Origin of the sequence: Reichenbachiella sp. MALMAid0571, from assembly GCF_040151475.1 — a bacterium.
Classification (GTDB): Bacteria; Bacteroidota; Bacteroidia; order Cytophagales; family Cyclobacteriaceae; genus CAXBNB01.
In genome coordinates, this window is the sequence record NZ_JBDKWG010000138.1 from 102001 (window position 1) to 120530 (window position 18530).

General features: G+C 38.2%; 14 protein-coding genes. 9 read left to right on the plus strand and 5 right to left on the minus strand.

The window, feature by feature from the left end:
• Positions 1-63: 63 nt before the first annotated feature.
• Together AAOP42_RS14855 and dusB are read right to left on the minus strand one after the other, a co-directional pair.
• Entirely contained in the window at positions 64-951 is an 888-nt protein-coding gene (locus AAOP42_RS14855; RefSeq protein WP_349529328.1) for a DMT family transporter, read from the minus strand.
• On the minus strand, positions 948-1946 hold the full coding sequence (gene dusB / locus AAOP42_RS14860; RefSeq protein WP_349529329.1) for a tRNA dihydrouridine synthase DusB: 999 nt from the start codon (positions 1944-1946) through the stop codon (positions 948-950). Before dusB ends, AAOP42_RS14855 begins: the two co-directional genes overlap by 4 nt.
• Before the next feature lie 56 nt (positions 1947-2002).
• Here dusB and AAOP42_RS14865 point away from each other — a divergent pair, with 56 nt between their 5' ends.
• The 9 genes from AAOP42_RS14865 (at position 2003) to AAOP42_RS14905 (ending at position 13922) form a co-directional block, all read left to right on the plus strand.
• A complete protein-coding gene (locus AAOP42_RS14865; protein WP_349529330.1) occupies positions 2003-2926 on the plus strand; it encodes a CPBP family intramembrane glutamic endopeptidase in 924 nt (307 codons plus the stop codon).
• Positions 2919-3122: a putative signal transducing protein gene (locus AAOP42_RS14870; RefSeq protein ID WP_349529331.1), complete on the plus strand. Its 204-nt coding sequence runs from the start codon at positions 2919-2921 to the stop codon at positions 3120-3122. The genes AAOP42_RS14865 and AAOP42_RS14870 overlap by 8 nt, the downstream gene beginning before the upstream one ends.
• Complete coding sequence (locus AAOP42_RS14875) at positions 3106-3948, plus strand: phosphatidate cytidylyltransferase (RefSeq protein ID WP_349529332.1); 843 nt, start codon at positions 3106-3108, stop codon at positions 3946-3948. The genes AAOP42_RS14870 and AAOP42_RS14875 overlap by 17 nt, the downstream gene beginning before the upstream one ends.
• Before the next feature lie 338 nt (positions 3949-4286).
• Positions 4287-5378 carry a FecR family protein gene (locus AAOP42_RS14880; protein ID WP_349529333.1) on the plus strand — a complete coding sequence of 364 codons (1092 nt, stop codon included), beginning with the start codon at positions 4287-4289 and terminating at the stop codon, positions 5376-5378.
• 207 nt (positions 5379-5585) lie between these two features.
• On the plus strand, positions 5586-8858 hold the full coding sequence (locus tag AAOP42_RS14885) for a SusC/RagA family TonB-linked outer membrane protein (RefSeq protein ID WP_349529334.1): 3273 nt from the start codon (positions 5586-5588) through the stop codon (positions 8856-8858).
• A gap of 42 nt (positions 8859-8900) precedes the next feature.
• Positions 8901-10382: a RagB/SusD family nutrient uptake outer membrane protein gene (locus tag AAOP42_RS14890; RefSeq protein ID WP_349529335.1), complete on the plus strand. Its 1482-nt coding sequence runs from the start codon at positions 8901-8903 to the stop codon at positions 10380-10382.
• Positions 10383-10454: 72 nt separating this feature from the next.
• Positions 10455-11819 (plus strand): FAD-dependent oxidoreductase, encoded by a 1365-nt coding sequence (locus tag AAOP42_RS14895; protein WP_349529336.1) that lies wholly within the window; start codon positions 10455-10457, stop codon positions 11817-11819.
• 12 nt (positions 11820-11831) lie between these two features.
• Entirely contained in the window at positions 11832-12974 is a 1143-nt protein-coding gene (locus AAOP42_RS14900) for a hypothetical protein (RefSeq protein ID WP_349529337.1), read from the plus strand.
• A 225-nt stretch (positions 12975-13199) separates the two neighbouring features.
• On the plus strand, positions 13200-13922 hold the full coding sequence (locus AAOP42_RS14905) for a transposase family protein (RefSeq protein ID WP_349529338.1): 723 nt from the start codon (positions 13200-13202) through the stop codon (positions 13920-13922).
• Positions 13923-13966: 44 nt separating this feature from the next.
• Here the strand turns inward: AAOP42_RS14905 and AAOP42_RS14910 are convergent, their stop codons facing one another.
• From AAOP42_RS14910 to AAOP42_RS14920, 3 genes are all read right to left on the minus strand, one after another.
• A complete protein-coding gene (locus AAOP42_RS14910; RefSeq protein ID WP_349529339.1) occupies positions 13967-14788 on the minus strand; it encodes an IS3 family transposase in 822 nt (273 codons plus the stop codon).
• Positions 14788-15081, minus strand: a complete 294-nt coding sequence (locus AAOP42_RS14915; RefSeq protein WP_349529340.1) for a transposase — start codon at positions 15079-15081, stop codon at positions 14788-14790. The genes AAOP42_RS14910 and AAOP42_RS14915 overlap by 1 nt, the downstream gene beginning before the upstream one ends.
• 148 nt (positions 15082-15229) lie before the next feature.
• Positions 15230-18529: an SNF2-related protein gene (locus AAOP42_RS14920; RefSeq protein ID WP_349529341.1), complete on the minus strand. Its 3300-nt coding sequence runs from the start codon at positions 18527-18529 to the stop codon at positions 15230-15232.
• Position 18530: the final 1 nt, after the last annotated feature.

Genomic DNA, 18530 nt, shown 5'->3' on the forward strand with positions numbered 1-18530 from the left:
GATGCTAATTTAGAAGAATATTTACATTCAAAAACAGGCATCTTTGATCTATTGGCTTTTGCATTACTTCCTATTGGCCATCCAAACCCCACCCAAAACAACTCCCATTCCAATAAATTGATAGAAATTAAGGTGCTCGCCATCTAAAAGCCCCCACGCAATCGCAACCATCGGAATGAGGTAGGTGACAGAACTGGCAAATATGGGACTGGAAATTTGAATTAATCGGTTGAACAATATAAGAGCCCCTGCGGTACCAACTATTCCCAGTATGGAAACATAAGAAAAAGCAGTTAAAAACTCTGACTCTAAGCTTATTTTTCCAAGAAAATCAGTAAATCCAAACAGATATAAAAAACAAAAAGGACTGGTCAGAAACAACGAAATGGCGGTAATGTCAATTGCCCTCATATCAGGTGTATATTGTTTGATCAGGTTGATGTTGGTTCCGTAGAGCAATGTGGCTAAAACCACGAAAAGTGCGTAGTAATTGATGCCGGACAAATTGAAATAAGATGCACCCAAGAGAAGAATCACCGTTCCGGAAAAACCAAAAAGAATACCAACAATATTCATCCATTTGACTTTGTGTCTAAAAAGTAAAAAGCCTATAAGTATGACAAAAATCGGTGTAATAGCATTAATTACCCCGGCAATAGAACTGTTGATTTTTGTTTGAGCTATGGCAAAAAGAAATGCCGGAATAAAGCTTCCATTCATTCCTAAGAGGAATAGAAGTGGTAGTTTACCTTTTGGTAATTTTGGAATATTGCGAATAGCCACAGGCAGTAATGCCAAAAATGCCATTGTAATTCTCAGTGCTCCCAATTCTCCGGGAGTAAATACCAAAAGGCTTTTTTTGATTAAAATAAACGATGTTCCCCAAATAAGAGAAATAGAAGCAAGCATTATCCAAGCCAGTAATTTACCGGATTGAGCATTGGCTGTCATTCAGAAAAAACGTTAACCATGCCAAATACTTCTTCCACTTCGTCGAGTATGGCAACAGTGTCTTCATAGGTAGGTGATTCAACCAGACGTGATCTAAAAGGTTTGAAATTTGGAATGCCTCTAAAATAGTTGGTGTAGTGCCTTCTCATTTCAAAAATACCTGTTTTTTCACCTTTCCACTCTACTGAAAACTGAAGGTGTTTTTTAGCAACATCCACTCTTTCCTTTAAGTCTGGGGATGGGAGTTTTCTTCCAGTCAAAAGGTATTCTTTGATCTCATTAAATATCCACGGATAACCAATAGCTGCCCTTCCGATCATTATACCATCCACTCCATATTTATTTTTATACTCCAGAGCCTTCTCCGGAGAGTCAATATCGCCATTACCAAAAATAGGAATATGAATATCCTGATGGTTTTTTACTTCTGCAATGTAATTCCAATTGGCTTCTCCCTTGTACATTTGCTGGCGGGTTCGGCCATGTATGGTCAGTGCCTGGATACCTACATCTTGCAGCCGTTTAGCTACTTCGATGATTTTTATGGTACTGTCATCCCATCCAAGCCTTGTTTTTACGGTGACTGGTTTATCCACTCGCTTCACAATCTCTGCTGTCATGGATTGCATCTTTGGCAAGTCAAGCAAAATACCTGCTCCTGCTCCTTTGCAAGCCACTTTTTTTACCGGACAACCATAATTAATGTCTATGATTTCCGGATTGGCAGCTTCTGCAACAGCAGCAGCCTCTCTCATTGATTCTATTTTATCACCAAAAATCTGAATACCAATCGGACGCTCGTAATCATAAATATCCAGTTTTGCCACGCTTTTAGTTGCATCCCGGATGAGTCCTTCGGCTGAAATAAATTCGGTGTACATCAAATCCGCTCCATTTTCTTTGCAAACAGCACGAAAAGGGGGGTCACTCACATCCTCCATAGGGGCAAGCAACAACGGGAATTCACCCAATTCAAGATCACCAATTTTTACCATTCTGTATTACTTTATCCAAGTGATAAGTATATTTTTGTCGCAAATTTACGTCAATTATGCTCAATTCACCACAAACGGAAAAAAATCCCTGGGTATCTTTATTGATCATAGTCTTGCTTTCATTTGGCACTGCTTTGGTTTCTCCTCTTTTATTTTCATATCTGGTTTCGCTTGCCGTAGGAGCAGATTACTCTGATGTTACATCGGCCTTTAGTCAGCCTGACTTATTCCCTCATCTTAAAGGAGCCCTGCTCACCGTTCAATTCCTTACCTCCCTCTCTGCCTTCGTATTGGTACCGCTCTATTTCATTTGGCAGTATGAAGACAGAATGTTTCAGCTCTATTTTCGATTCGATAATATTAATCCGGTAGCAGCATTGACAACAAGCCTTCTTGTATTGGCTTTTATGGTTGTCAATAGTGTGTTTATAGAATGGAATATGAATATAGAATTTCCGGAAAGCATTGCGACTATAGCCAGAGAAATGGAAGACCGGGGAAAAGTCTTAACAGACTATTTTACAGATTTCGATACCATCCCATATTTCCTTTTTTCAATAATAGTGATTGCCATAGTACCGGCTATTGGTGAAGAATTACTTTTTAGGGGAGTAATCCAAAGACAGGTATTAAGGATATCGGGAAATGTGCATGTAGCAGTATGGTTGGCAGCTATCTTTTTTAGTACTTTCCATTTTCAGTTTTTTGGTTTTGTTCCCAGAATGCTATTGGGTGCTCTGTTTGGTTATTTATTTGTGTACTCAGGCAATTTGGTTTATTCAATAATCGCCCACTTTGTCAACAACGGATTTACCCTTCTGATGATTTATTTACACCAAAATGATATGGTATCATACGACATTGAAAATACAGAAACTGTACCTTTGGAATCTGTTGGAATATTTGCTATTATAGGGGCAGTGCTCTTTGTGTATTTTTACAAACAAATGAATCCCGTAGGCAACCCAGCGAATGAGTAAATGGCAAAAAGTGTTTTCCGACAATCAGGAGTACCGTGCAGAAATCGTAAAATCAGTATTGGAAGATAAAGGGCTAAAACCAGTTTTGGTAAACAAAAAAGATTCAACTTATCACTTTGGTCAATATGAAGTTCATGTCGAAACCAACGACGTTTTATTGGCTATTAAAATCATAACGGATGACATCAACTTCTGAAAAAAAATTTTCCGAACTGGCCAAAAGGTTGGTGACGGGTATTATCGGTGCAGCACTTATGATTTGGCTCATTGCCATAAGTGAATGGGGATTCTTTGCCATCTTTCTCTTTGGCACACTCATCACGCAGTTGGAATTTTATAAGCTTTTGATACAAGGCGGTTACATTCCATTAAAAACATATGGAGCAATAGTCGGAGGCATTCTTTTTACTATTGCTTTTTGTATCGAAGCAGGTAAAATCAAAGGTGAGTGGCTCTTCCTTCTCTTTCCACTTACTTCCATCATCTACTTTATAAAGCTTTATAAAAAGGGGGAAATGTACCCTTTCAGAAATATCGCTTTTACCTTTCTGGGCATTTTTTATGTGGCTTTGCCATTCTCTCTGCTTGGAGCGGCGGCATATACTCTTGGGGTTTATAACCCGAAAATCATTATCGGAATATTCCTGATTCTGTGGGCAAGTGATACCGGGGCTTACTTTGCAGGCACATTGTTTGGAAAAAGAAAATTGTTTGAGAGTGTATCTCCTAAAAAATCCTGGGAAGGAAGTCTGGGTGGTGCTATCCTCTCCTTAGCTTTTGCTGTAGGCATCTCCTATTTTTTCGTAGATTTACAGCTTTGGAAATGGATAGTAATATCCGTCCTTACGATAGTGGGAGGCACATATGGCGATCTCGTAGAGTCACTCTTTAAAAGAAGCATGGACATCAAAGATTCCGGCACAAAACTACCTGGACATGGTGGCTTTCTGGACAGGTTCGATGGCTTATTGCTCGCCATTCCTTTTATAGTAATATTTCTTAAGTTTTTTGCGAAGCATTAGGTTTTATCTACAAAAACAGCTTTGGATTTATCTGCTTTGCTTACTTTCTGGCAAAAGTTTCTGTAGTCTTCACAGAGTTCTTTTCATACCGTCTTTAAAGTATGTTTTGATAAATTGGAAAAGGTTTCCCACAGGATAATTTCATAATAAATATCCCCGTAGCAAGCTGACGGGGTATTCAGAGGAGTGTTTTTTTGATGAAAAATCTAACGTTTTTCAAACTTTCCGCAATTTACCCCGATGCAAACATCGGAGAATTCTATTGATTAAAAAAAAATTCCGTTTTGAAGGATAACTTTTCGACTCAGCCTTCCTTAGGGTATGTAAAGCAGTAAGAAATGTCATACACATCATATACTACGGAAGATTTTGTTTTAGATAAGGAGTTTAGGGATTGGGTGATCAACCCTGAAAAAGAATCTAACCTCTACTGGAAGGAGTGGATGGTAAACCATCCTGATAAAGTAGAAACTATAAAATCAGCCATTGCACTCATCCATAATTTACCTGTAGAAAAGCATCAGTTGAGCAAAGAGGAAATGCATCAGATGGGACTCAATATTGAATCTGCTATAGATGCAACTGAGGCGGGTGACGATTCGGAAATTGACAATATAATCCCGATCAATCCATACACCCTTGCCGCAAAAGAAAGTGACAAAAAGAAACGTAGAAATTATTTTGGCTTGTTAAAAATAGCCGCATCTGTGGCAATATTAGTGGCTTTGTCTGTATTCATTTACAATAGAATACAGTCTGAAGAAACACTAAGCAGCTTTGATATAATCACCAAAGAAAACCCTAAAGGACAAAAATCTACTATCTACCTCAACGACGGGTCTAAAGTAACACTCAATGCTAACAGCAAACTCAGTTATTCCAAGCCTTTCAGTTCTGACAAAAGAGAATTGATATTAGAAGGAGAAGCATTTTTTGAAGTAGCTAAAGATGCTAAAAGACCTTTTATAGTTAAAACCGGAAATATTAGCACAACAGCTCTTGGTACTTCTTTTAATATACTGGCATTTTCCAATACAAAACAGGTGAAGGTCTCTCTAACTACGGGTAAAGTAAGGATTGATGAATTGAGTAAAGATGATGGCACTTCTGATGCACACCTGCTAGAGCCGGGAGAAGAACTGACCTACAGCCCTATCAGCGGATATACCAAAACACTCTTCGACATAGAAGAAGTAACAGCCTGGTCGAAAGGTATTATTTACTTTAAAAACGCAGATACGGAAATGGTGATTTCCAAATTGGAAAGGTGGTATGGTGTAGATATTGACACTGCAAACGAAAACTCCAGAAACTGGAATATTACGGCAAAATTTGACAATGAATCTCTGGAAAATGTGTTGCGCTCTTTGAGTTATTCCGAAAAATTTCAGTACTCTATCGATGAAAAAAATATTTTAATCAAATACTAAAAAACTATATAATGAAAATGATCAATTCCACATAAAAAAACAGCAATGCTCCAGGAGCACTGCTGGTTAAATTCTTTCCTACTGAAATGCGAAGTTTCGAAGCAAGACATTTCAAATGGAAGGAAACGTTCCAATGTATTTTTCTTCACATTAAAACATATCAAAATTATGAAATTTAGACGATTACTCCTATTTAAAAAAGTTGTAATGTACTCATTCTACGGTTTATCCCTTCAGTTTCTTCTTTATGGGCTGCTTTTGGCAGCTGGTGAAAGCAATGCACAAAAAGCTACAAGTGTAAAAGAAGTAAATGTAAGTATTGATTTTTCTGACGATAATCTGATTACCGTATTTGAAAAAATAGAAAAGCTTTCAGATTACAACTTTGTATTCGATAAAAAAGACCTTGACAAAAGAGTCAGGGTGAATGGCAACTATAAAGAAGATGCTTTGTACAATGTGTTAATGGATATTTCTAAAAAATCCGGCCTCACATTCAAACAGGTCAATAAGAATATCAATGTACAGAAACAAAACAACCATTTTTCACTTGCAAAAGAGGAGGAGCTGATTCAAGTCCTTACAGATATTGAGGTGTCAGGAAAAATCACAGATGAAAACGGAGATGGACTGCCTGGAGCATCTATAGTTATTAAGGGCACTGCTCAGGGAACTACGAGTGACATAGATGGTAATTTTAAAGTGACTACTTCGGATGAATCCATACTTACCATTTCCTTTGTTGGGTACATTACTCAGGAGGTAATTGTTGGAGGCAGAAGTACCATCGATACTCAATTGGTATTGGATGCAGAACAGTTGGAGGAGATTGTTGTCGTAGGCTATGGTGTTGTGAAAAAGAGTGATCTGACAGGGTCTGTGGGACAAGTGAAATCCAAAGAGATTAATTCTTATCCGGCAAGTTCTATGATGCAGGCAATGGCAGGTAGAGTGGCAGGAGTGCAGGTGATTCAATCTACTGGTGCTCCTGGTGCTGGTGTCAGCGTAAGAATCAGAGGAACCAATTCCATACAAGGAGGCAATGAGCCATTGTACGTGGTTGATGGATTTCCATATTCCGGAAACCCAACGAATATTAATAACTCTGATATTGAAAGTATTGAAATATTAAAAGATGCATCCGCAACGGCAATTTATGGCTCTCGTGGAGCCAATGGTGTGGTATTAGTTACGACCAAAAGAGGCAAAGCCGGAATAACAAAAGTAGATATTGAGTCCAGCTATAGTGTACAAACTCTAAGGTCAAAATTAGATTTGATGAATGGAGAAGAATATGCTACCGTAGCAAATCTTCAGGCCGAAAATGATAATGTAGCACCATATTTTACCCAACAGGAAATAGATGCTTTTGGCGAAGGTTTTGATTGGCAGGATTTGGTTTTCCAAAAAGCACCAATTAAATCCTCTTCGATCAATATAAATGGAGGCAGTGAAAGTACTCAGTATTCTATAGGAGGTAGTGTTTTTGGTCAGGAAGGCATCATAAAGGGAAGCGATTACAACAGGTATTCACTCAGCACCAATTTCAATCATAAAATAAGCAAAAAAATTAGCTTACAGTTGTCCAATTCTTTATCATACCTGAATACAAAGAGAAAAGACAGTGGTGGTGGATCCAGAGGAAACTCACTTATAGGTGCTGCTATTGCAGCTGCTCCTATTTCCAAACCATACAATGAAGACGGCTCATATACTGTTTTGGGAAATGCATATCCCTTTGTTCCTGTTGATGTCTTAAATCCATTGAATTTTATCAACGAACAGCAACGAGAAGTTAAAGCCAATGTAGTGCTCACCAATGCTTCTCTTTTCTACAAAATCACTCCCGATTTGACCCTAAAGGTATCTGGAGGTATTGAAAACAGAGATGATCGTACTGATGCTTATACTACTCGTAATTTTCACAACTCTTCCGGATCAGCTAGTGTGAGCACAAGTCAATTCAGAAGTTTGTTAAGTGAGAATACCCTAAGCTACAGCAAAACCCTCAACGAAAAACATCAAATTTCTGTAGTAGCAGGATTTACATATCAGGACTTTGTATCCACATCACTTGCAGCCAGTGGAACAGGTTTCTTGAGTGATGTATTTCAATCACATAGCCTGGAGTCGTCTGAAACACCGGGAATTCCATCAACAGGATATTCAAAATCCGTATTGAGCTCGTATTTGGGGCGGGTAAATTATGCCTTCAACAACAAGTACCTAATGACTTTGAGCTTCCGTACCGATGGTTCATCGAGATATAGCAAAGACAACAAATGGGGGTATTTTCCATCGGCTGCTCTGGCTTGGAGACTTGGTGATGAGGAATTCATGAAGGGCATAAACCTTATTTCTGATTTAAAAATCCGTACAAGCTGGGGACGAACAGGTAGTCAGGCAATCAGCCCTTATACCACGCTAAACCTGCTGTCTTCCGGCCTTACAGTTCTCAATGACCAACTATACAACACCTTCGCTCCAGGCACCAGATTGCCAGGGGATCTTCGATGGGAAACAACAGAACAATTCGACTTTGGATTTGATTTAAGCTTGTTGGAGAATAGGATTTTCATTACCGCAGATTATTATATTAAGAATACCAGTGATCTGCTCAACACGGTACTACTCCCTAGTTCATTAGGTTATACTTCTACCATTCAAAATATAGGTTCTGTACAAAACAAAGGGGTTGAGCTGGGTGTTACTGCGAAAATTCTGACAGGTGATTTTAACTGGGAACTGTATTCCAACATTTCGATCAACAGAAACAAGGTAACCAAACTGCATAATGGAGAAGACATCTTTACTTCAAGTGTATCTGTTCTGGCTATCAATGATAGGGTTCAGATTCTCAAAGAAGGATATCCGATAGGACAGTTTTGGGGTTTTAAGGAAGATGGATATGATGACGAAGGGTATATTAAAATAGTAGATACAAATGAAGATGAAATTATCAACTCTGATGACAAAACTTTTATTGGAGATGCTAATCCTGACTTTATTTATGGATTCAATTCAAATATGTCTTATAAAAACTTTGAACTTTCATTGTTCATTCAAGGTTCTCAAGGCAATGACATTTTCAATGCCAGTTTGATTCCTTTGACGAATGATTTTGGTCAGGGCTTAAATGCACCAAGAGGAGTGTTCCTGGATCATTGGACTCCACAAAACACGAATGCCAGGTATCCTCTGATTAGCAGGAATACGGATGCCTATGCATCAGACCGATGGATTGAGGACGGTTCTTATTTACGTTTGAGGAACATCGAATTGGCCTATACCCTTCCAATTGAAAGCAATTGGCTAAGAAAGGCTCAATTTTATTTGAGTGGACAAAATTTGTTGACTCTTACCAAGTATTCCTGGTGGGATCCTGAAGTTAATTCGAGAGGAGCAAGCCAGCCGGGGATTGATCATTTTACTTACCCTATTCCAAAAACGTTGACCATCGGAGTTAGGGTTGGATTGTAGTAAATGGTGATTTTAACATCAGATCAACTAAAAACAAATGACATGAAAAATATTAAAACAATAAATAAATACTTTTATAGCCCACTTAGAACCAAAATTCTCAGTATTCTGAGTCTGGTTATGGTTGCTTTGTGCATCTCATGCGAAGACATGCTGGAAGAAGAACCTAAGGCAGTAGCGGCAGAATTGTTCTATAATACAGCAGAAGAATTAGAAGCCGGAGTAAATGCAATTTACTCTCCAATGCGAGGAGGCAGAGCAGAATTTATTGCAGTATTAGATGCCCACACCGACTGGGGTTATGGCAGAGGAAGCCGTGCCAATTACAACAGTTTTTCAGGGTTTAACTCTGGCAATATCAATGTTGCAGCAGGAAGGTGGAACGAGTTTTATTTAAGCATAAGAAATGCCAACTTTATTATTAAAAATGCGCCGGAAGCTTCTTCAGTAGCACAAACAGACATAGATAAGATTGTAGGGGAAGCTAAATTTTTGAGGGGAATGGCTTATTTTGATTTGGTAAGGGGCTGGGACGGAGTACCTCTGAGAACAGAGCTAAACATGAACGATATTGATGCCAAAAAGAGTACGTCTGCAGAAGTGTATGATTTTGTCATAAGTGATTTGCTCGAAGCAGAAAAGCACCTTCCTGAGGATCCAAAAGACATAGGAAGACCAACAGTGTATGCAGCCAAAATGCTTTTGGCAGATGTTTATTTAAACCTTGGGATGTATGCTGAAGCTCGTGATAAAGCTGATGAAGTTATCAAATCCAATAAATTTAATTTGGTGCCAACTTCGGATATTGAGGATATACAAAACAATCTTTTTGGCCCTGAATTGCTTACTTCTTCTGAAGAAATTTTCTCTTTCAAATACACCCGTCAGCCAGGCTTTGGCAACTGGATACTTTTTGTATTAAACCATCCAAGTACTGGACTATTTAATTTTGGAGGAGCTTATGCACATTATAGTGATGCCAGTAATAAGTTCTATGAAACATGGGACGATGATGACCTTCGCAAATCACTTTGGGATCAGATCAGCTTTGGCTTGGGAGCAACTACATTGGTTTCAAAAAAATATATAGATAACCAGGCTGCAGACAGAACAGGAGCAGGGAATGATCTCCCAATATACCGTTATGCAGAAGCACTATTAATATATGCAGAAGCGGCTACCAGAGCCTCAAACAACTTGACTACTGAAGCCATGGAGGTACTTAACAAAGTACATAGACGAAGTTTTGGTTACGATCCTGAAGTTCCTTCTGTTGTAGATTTCAATACCGCCGATTATGATGCCAGTTCTTTTGTCGATCTTGTGCTGCAAGAAAGGGCGTATGAATTTATTTTTGAAGGTAAAAGGTGGTTTGACCTCAAAAGAACCGGTAAAGCAGCTGCAACTATTCTGGATGTTAAAGGGATTAATATTGAAGAAAAGCACTATTTATGGCCAATTCCTACGGTGGAGTTGGAATTGAATGGAGCCATGAGACCCGAGGATCAAAACCCTGGTTATTAAAAACAAAATAATAAGTCAAGAACCTATCGTCCAAAGCTCAAGACGATAGGTTCTTTTTTTGATAGAAAAAGAATGGAAAAGATAGAAAGAAGAAAGATGATCAAATCGTTGGGAGCATTATCTCTTGGCATTGCAACTCCTTCGTTTTCAAAAGCGGAGAAATTAGTTGCTCCCTACGAAATCAAAAGGAACGGACTGGTTACTGATATTTTGGTAGTAGGTGGTGGAACCGCCGGAACGATAGCAGCCATTCAGTCGGGTAGAGCTGGTGCTCAAACCATTCTCATCGAAAGTGGAAGTCAACTTGGTGGAACCACCACAACTGGTGGTGTTGCATTTCCCGGAATATTCCATGCCTGGGGCAAACAGATCATAGGTGGAATCGGCTGGGAACTGGTAATGGATTGTGTTCAACTCAATGGAGATAAATTACCAAATTTTTCTATTTTACCTGATCGGCACTGGAAACATCAGGTGACGGTAAATGCCCCTTTGTACACTCTACTGGCTGAAGAAAAATGCCTGGAAGCTGGTGTCAATATCCGGTATTATGAAACGCCAACATCCATTGAGTTTAAAAAAGGAAAGTGGATCGTAGAAACCGTTGGAAAAGGGACTTCAACTCAAATCACTTGTAATCAAATAATAGATTGTACGGGCAATGCTTTGATTGCCTCAATGGCGGGTTTTGATGTGCTAAGAGAAGCGGACACTCAGCCAGGTTCACTTATCTTTCGAATAGGTGGGTATGACTATGACTCTCTTGATTTAACAAAAATTCCAAAACAATACCACGGTGTGCTTAGGCAAAACATGCTTGTAAACCAAACCAGAACAAGTAGGGAACATACATTTGTCCCCTACGGATACGTATATGTACCGGGTGCAGATTCTACTACATCTGAATTCCATACCGCAGCAAATCATCAGGGAAGAGCTACTTTTCTAGAATTGGTGCGTACCCTACGGACTTTTCCTGGATGTGAAAATGTAAGAATACTGGATTTAAAAACCGAAACGGCTGTAAGGGAAACCTATCGTATTGATGGTGTTTATAAAATGACACATCTGGATTATGTGGAAGGGAAAGTCTTTGAAGACTCTATATCTCATTCCTTCTACCCTATAGACCTTCATCGAGAGGGAAAATCCATCTATCAGGAATTTCTAAAACCTGATGTGGTGGCAAGCATCCCATTAAGAGCCCTTATACCTAAAAACAGCAAAAACTTTCTTGTGGCTGGCCGTTGTGTAAGTAGCGACAGGTTGTCCAATTCCGCATTGCGGGTACAGGCATCCTGCATGGGAATGGGGCAAGCAGCAGCGGTAGCAGCGGTTTTAGCAAGTAAAAATGGAACCACTCCTGCTGAAGTTCCTATTGAGGATGTCAAAAAAATGCTCAAAGAACATGGAGCGATTGTTCCTGATCAGGCTTAAATATTATTGAAGTTGCTTAAAATCAATCATTTTTTTATTTCAGGGAGTCTCATTTTAGTGCTTGTCATTTTGAGTGCTTTTTTGGAAGAAAAAAAAATAAAATACACACAAAATCCTACAATCAGTTATGACGGAAAGGCTCAAACTATTGTTACCGCTTATAAAGATACTTTAAACAATGATTCCCTTTATTTAGTCAGAACAGAACAGAATATTCCGTTAAATTATTTCAAAAAAATAATCACAGAGGTTTGTTTTGACAATGAATGTCGCCTGTTGGATATTACAGTTTTTTGGAACATAACAGGACGGTATTTGGGCTTTGAATTGGTCAATAACGAATTTTTAAGTAAGCACGACCATGAGCCATTTGTTGCGAGTGAATATGAAAGATTGAATGAATTACTTGCTGATCCCACTTTACCGTTAGGTGATACTTCTTTTGAAAAACTGATAGAACTCCCAGAAAACGAAGATGATTCGGTAGATGGAGTTTCAGGTGCTACATCTGTAGAAGTCTCAAAAATGGTAGTCAAGGGAGCTGCCTATACTACTTACACATTATGGAATATTGTACATGGTTCAACAAAGGATTTGATCTCTAATCTCACTGAAAAACAGTTAACACCTGATTTGATTCACTTGATTTTAAAAAGTGGGGATGTTAGTGATAAAGTTTGGGCTTTGAATAGAATAGATCAATTCACGGTTTTAAACTCAAAGTTGGCAACCTCACTTTTAGATATTATTGCTTCAAAAGACTTTTTTCTGTCCTATTCAGCACTCAACGCCATTAAAACATCGCATCTCAATTCTGATACTTTACAAGATGCGCTGTTTTCAATTTACCCGGAAGCTGACCACAGTATCAAAAATATGATTGTTAAGAAGCTGATGGAAGCACCTTATTTGAATTCGGAGGTTGTAGATTCATCGAGAAAATTGTTGATTAATTTGAATGGACAACAATTAAACAGTTTCTTAAAATTATATACAAAGTTCAAAGTAAATGATTTGCAAACGTGTTTGAGTATATCAGAGATTTTACAAAACGATAATAGATTCATTGCCCGGCAAGCATATAACTTTTTAAGATCATCTCATGTCACAGATCAGAGGATACAGGATAGAATCATTAAGTACTATCCAAAATAATTTGTATCTAGATTAGACATTATCACGGTGATTGATTAAGGGGGAAATTTGGTTGGCATAAGTTTGTTTTGTGCTGCTGTGAAACAAGATAAAAACCGACCTAGGCCAACCGAGGGTAAACTTAGGTCACTGCTTAGTTTAAATCAAATAGAATATGATAATTTGTTTTCCGTTTTTGATCCTTTGATCACAAAGAAGTTATCGATTTGTACATTGAAAGGTCAGATGCGGCTATTTCCTCTTGAAGAGGAATCATCGCTGAGTAGCTTGTATGGGAGTAAGTCAAAACTGGATTTCATTCTGATGTACTTAAAAGAAAACCCCAACCAGTATTACCATGGAGAGATGTTTGATATGAGCCAGAGCAAAGTCAGTGAATGGGTCAGCTATTTATTACCTGTTCTGGAAGCATCTTTGGCCAAAATGAAGGTAATGCCTCAAAGTGGTTATTGTTACCGGCAGAGAGATAAAGAGGTGGATTACTTATTGGTAGATGTAACCGAAAGGCAGGTTGTCAGAGACGTTGATCCTGATAATCAGAAGGAGTTTTACAGTGGAAAGAAGAAATTACATACGATGAAAAACCTGGCAATTACTGACCAGGATGGCTATATTGAGTTTATCAGTGAGTCTTATATGGGGTCAGTACACGATAAAGTGATTTGGGATCAAATCGAGATCAAAATGAAGGATCATAACCTATTGGCAGACTTAGGTTTTGCAGGGATAGAAAAGAATTGTCCAAATGCAATCTTGCCATTTAAGAAGCCTCACAACAAAGAGTTAACCCAATTACAAAAGCAGGTTAATAAAGCCATTGGATCAGCAAGAATAAGGGTGGAGCATGCTTTTAGCGGGGTGAAAAGGCTCAAGATCATTCGAAATAAAATCAGGCTCAAAACTTATCAGGTCAGGGATCGGGTATTCAAAATTGCTGCTGCTCTATAGTACTCCCCAATCATAGGACCACAAACTGTGGTTGTTAAGCTTTATTAAGCAGCATTTTCATACTTAATATTTGGAGCAATCCTTCCAATTCCTTGGTGTCTCCTGTTGTTGTATTTGACCATAAAAGTATCAATTCCTTGATACAATCCTAGTCCATCATTTGCTGGGTTCAAATAAATATATCTCTGTTTGAGGGTTCGCCAGAACCGTTCAATAAAAACATTATCAATAGCCCTACCTTTTCCATCCATACTGATTTTTATGTGGTTTTCTTTGAGCAGCGTTATCCATTCTTTACTAGTAAACTGAGAACCTTGATCGGAATTAATGATTTCAGGTTTACCATACCCTTCAATGGCTTTAGAGACCACTTCCAAGCAGCAGTCATTGGATAAAGAATTGCTCAGCCCCCAAGAAAGAATCTTACGGCTATATACGTCAATGATAGCTGTCAGGTACATGAATCCTTTTTTCATAGGGATATAAGTGATGTCTATTGCCCAAACCTGGTTAGGCCTTATTATTGATAGCCCTCTCAATAAATAGGGATGGATGTATTGAGACTCTCCTAATTGTGATAGATGCTTCTTTGGATAAATGGCCATATAACCCATTAACCGCATCAAACGACGGATCCTTTTGTGATTAATGTCAATGCCTTGATCCTTGAACAAATCCACCATGGTAATCACTCCAATGGTTGGGTCATCCAGTATCCACTCATCCATTTGACGCATCAGGTAGAGGTTAAAATCGCTCTCAGCCTGAACTTGGTGATAGATACCACTGCGGTGGACATTAAACAAATCACATTGCCTTCTGATGGAAACTTGAGGATGCTTTCGGTCAATTAATGAACGGCGCATCACAACAGACCGGTTTTCTTCAAGCTTTTTTTTAGAAAATCCCGCTCGATTTCCAATCGGCCGATTTTCGAATAAAGCTGATCTACATCCACCTGCTCTGCATCTTCTTTACTGCCTGACACCTGAAAGGCGGCAGAGGCATTTTCGATAAAATCCTTCTTCCACTTTGCTATCTGAGTGGGGTGAATCTCGAATTTTAATGCCAAATCAGGAAGCGATTGCCGCTCTTTAAGTGCCTCAATGGCTACTTTGGCTTTGAATTCGCTGCTGAATTTCCTTCTCGTCTTTTTCATAATACTCTACTAAGTTAATTGTTAAAAATAAACCTTAGCGAGTGGCCCTATTTTAAGGGAGTATTATACTCTGCACAATCTTAGGCTTTGCTACAGAGCTATACAAAACCAACCGTGATAAGGTTTATTTATTTATTCTAAAGAATTTCTATTTTGAACTTGTCTTAACATTCTTTTTACTCTCTGCTATTTGCTTTTCAACCAAATCCTCATTTTCAGAAGTACCAACGGCAATAATACAAGCTGCCACTCGATCTGAAGGTTTAGTAGTAAATGGAATGTTCAGTAAGAGGGTTTTTAACTGATCGGTAGTAAGTTTTTTCTTTTTGTAATAGCCGAATAAGTCACTTATATCCTTGGGATTACTATATCTACTTTTTCCTCTAAGATCATTTAAGTCTGGCTGAATCATAATTATAAATTTATCCATCCAGGAGCTATAGTCGATAATTTCTTCGTTGAAGATATTATGTGAAATATGGCTTTTCAATTTTTTAACAACACTTAATCTTTCATCATCTATATTTTTGTCTTTTTGGTAGTACTGAACAAGCTTGGTAAGAAGAGTGAGTGCTCTCTTTTTCTTGTTGGGTAACAGAGTAATTTCTTGCTTTTCGATCATCCCAAGATAGGATTTCATTAAATACTTGGAATCGTTACTCCATTCGGATTCCCTAGCCGTTGGCAGAGTACTTGAAAGCTTTTCGCAAATTTCAGACAAGTCGTTCAGCACAGCATTGTTGCTGTCAATGAAAATCCACTTCGGTGCTCTTGATGAAGTACCTCGAAAAGAAAAGAATCCAAAATTCTCCTCGCTCTCCAGTATGCTCACCTTACAACTAACAGTTGCATATATTTTTTTGTAATAGTCATAAACGTCTGTTTTGATCAAAGGAGTATCGCTATATACAAGGTTTCTCACTGGTTCAAAAGCATCATTGATGCCATCCCAGTTTTCATCTGAACTACGATAGTCTTCAAATTCTTTAATGAAATCTTTGGCATCAATCGTTTCCTCATTTACTTGATCGATAAGTTCTTCTGGAATGTCCAAATTCGATCCAATCAGATAGTCAGCCATAAAACTGATTCTTATTAACCTTTTGTCTGCCTTTAGTGCAAAAGCAGGTGAATCTTTGGGCCAATATGCCTTGATTTTAGTGTGTGGACTATCCATTCGATCTAGTCTACCAATCCGCTGTTCTGCAATTCTCAAAACGGAGGGCATATCCAAAAGAACTACGGCTGAAGCCTGCTGGAGATTGACTCCTTCTGCCATCGCATCTGAGCAAAGTGCCAGTTCGTTTTTCGCCAATGACCCAAGTTCAAAAATTTTAATAACCTTGCTCTTAGACCGCTGACTACCTCCAGTCACAACATGGGTTTTAAATTTAAGTTTCTTATTATCCGCCAGGCATTGAAGGTAATAGAGAGTAATCAGTGAGCTATCGAATGCTAAAACAAGATCATGACTCTTGAACAGATTGCAGATGGTTTCGAGTTTTGACATCTCTCTGGCATTTGATATTTTGCGAGTAAGAGATAATATCTCTTTGTATATATTGATTTCATTTAATAGCTCTTCTACATATCGATTTTCTTCCTTTAGATAATCTGGAAGCAACTCCCTTTTAAAATCGGATTTAGGAAGCTTTCCCTTAGCAGCCAATATCTGCAATGTCCCGATAATATTACCAGTATCTTTTTTTTTGCTTTTGGGAATGTTGAATTCATTAAATGCCTCCTCACTTCCTATTAGATGTTCGACTACAGCTGCCCCTGAAGATCTAAGCTTCGATTGAATTTGATAGCGAGCCAAGGCCTTTGCTATTGTCATCCTTTTTGCTAACTCTCTTTCCTGATCATCAATGGACTCATAAGGCAAAAGTAATTTTCGAAGATTGATCAATCCTTTGAGGTTATTTGTGAGTTCATTGATCTTTAATGCTATCAATATATCCTTTTTCGTTTCACCCGTTTTATAAATTTTTGGGTCGTGGATAGGATAACTACATTGCTTGCCTTCTCTATTTAAGTAAACTTCTGGTTCTTTTTTGATTAGTTTGTTTAGCTGTTTTTTAGTTCTACGAACCGTGAATTTTCGGATGTAAGACCTGAGTAATTTGGTCTGTTCGGTTGTTACGAGCCCTTTCTGTCTTCTGAGCCTTTTGTACTCCATGAGCTCGTCATCACCCAAGTTATCAATATCCAAAAGTTCAATCAATCGAAGAAGATCCTCTGCTTTTTTATTAATTGGTGTCGCTGTTGCCAAAATGGAACAATCGGCCAAAGAACTTTTTAGTGAAATACTTCTGGCTGATTTTGGGTTAAGATAGTTATGAGCTTCATCAATAATTAGAATATTAGTATTTCTCAATTCACTAATGATTCGTTCATATTTATTACTATTTGAAAAGCTCAGAACTCCACTGGAAATTGGGGCAGATTGGCTTAGATGTATCTTTTCGAATTCTTTGATCCAATTGTCACGAACAATTGGTGGACAAATAATTTTTGAATAAGTCTGATCTCCTTTGCCTAACTGCCATCTTCTACTAACCAATGCCAACTCTAAACATGCAAGCAATTTAGTTTTACCTGATCCCGTAGGGTCAGCTACCAAAACATTTCCCTGATTATCCAGTATATGAATGGCTTGGCTTATCGCCATCCATTGGCTCGGCCATAATTTTATATCATTTAAGTATTTGAATGCTTCTGGATATTCCTTTATCCAATTTCCTTCAATAAGTTCCGAGATGGCTCTACTCAAAGCCTCCTGCCAAATTACTGGCTTAAGCAATTGATTCAAAAGATCAACGATCCCGGTATAAGGTGAACTTTCTTCATAAAAGTTTTCTGCTATTAGCCTGATTGATTCATATTGATTACCATCTTCTTGAGAAACTCGAATATTGGCCTCTTTTTGTTTGGTCAATCCATTTTTGCTTAAGTTGGAAGAACCCAGCCAAGCATGATTATCTCCGATATATAATTTCGCATGCATTTTTTCTGAAATGCGAAACTCAATTGTTTTGGCCTCAATTTCATTTAACAGGTTAATTATTCCCCCGGATAGCAAAGGTGAAATGCGCCGTTCGTTAAGCCAATAATCATTTATCTCCTGTGAGAATTCTTTGACAGACCACTTTTTTCTTTGATAAACATTTGGCTCGAAACCAATGGCTATCCTTATCTTTTTACTGGAGAGTTTTGGTAACTTATCATAGAGGTCAATAAGATACGAGAGTGAGGTAAACCCAGTAATTACGAGGAATTCGGTGGATTTCTCAATATCCTCTAAAAGTATGTCTTCAATTTTTCGATAATGAGGGTGTGGTAGATTAAGGGGAAATTCATTTTGAGGTGGCCATTTTTTGCCACTGAAATCAATACCAAGCTGGCCTTCTCGATTTTCTATAGGTGGTCTATTGTTTTCATTTTTCAAA

Excerpts from the sequence above, each read along its gene's own strand:
- AAOP42_RS14890 (WP_349529335.1), top strand. The coding sequence starts at position 8,901 with ATGAAAAATATTAAAACAATAAATAAATACTTTTATAGCCCACTTAGA.
- AAOP42_RS14880 (WP_349529333.1), top strand. The coding sequence starts at position 4,287 with ATGTCATACACATCATATACTACGGAAGATTTTGTTTTAGATAAGGAG.
- AAOP42_RS14855 (WP_349529328.1), bottom strand. The coding sequence starts at position 951 with ATGACAGCCAATGCTCAATCCGGTAAATTACTGGCTTGGATAATGCTT.
- AAOP42_RS14885 (WP_349529334.1), top strand. The coding sequence starts at position 5,586 with ATGTACTCATTCTACGGTTTATCCCTTCAGTTTCTTCTTTATGGGCTG.
- AAOP42_RS14915 (WP_349529340.1), bottom strand. The coding sequence starts at position 15,081 with ATGAAAAAGACGAGAAGGAAATTCAGCAGCGAATTCAAAGCCAAAGTA.
- AAOP42_RS14865 (WP_349529330.1), top strand. The coding sequence starts at position 2,003 with ATGCTCAATTCACCACAAACGGAAAAAAATCCCTGGGTATCTTTATTG.
- AAOP42_RS14895 (WP_349529336.1), top strand. The coding sequence starts at position 10,455 with ATGGAAAAGATAGAAAGAAGAAAGATGATCAAATCGTTGGGAGCATTA.
- dusB (WP_349529329.1), bottom strand. The coding sequence starts at position 1,946 with ATGGTAAAAATTGGTGATCTTGAATTGGGTGAATTCCCGTTGTTGCTT.
- AAOP42_RS14870 (WP_349529331.1), top strand. The coding sequence starts at position 2,919 with ATGAGTAAATGGCAAAAAGTGTTTTCCGACAATCAGGAGTACCGTGCA.
- AAOP42_RS14875 (WP_349529332.1), top strand. The coding sequence starts at position 3,106 with ATGACATCAACTTCTGAAAAAAAATTTTCCGAACTGGCCAAAAGGTTG.
- AAOP42_RS14905 (WP_349529338.1), top strand. The coding sequence starts at position 13,200 with ATGCGGCTATTTCCTCTTGAAGAGGAATCATCGCTGAGTAGCTTGTAT.
- AAOP42_RS14910 (WP_349529339.1), bottom strand. The coding sequence starts at position 14,788 with ATGCGCCGTTCATTAATTGACCGAAAGCATCCTCAAGTTTCCATCAGA.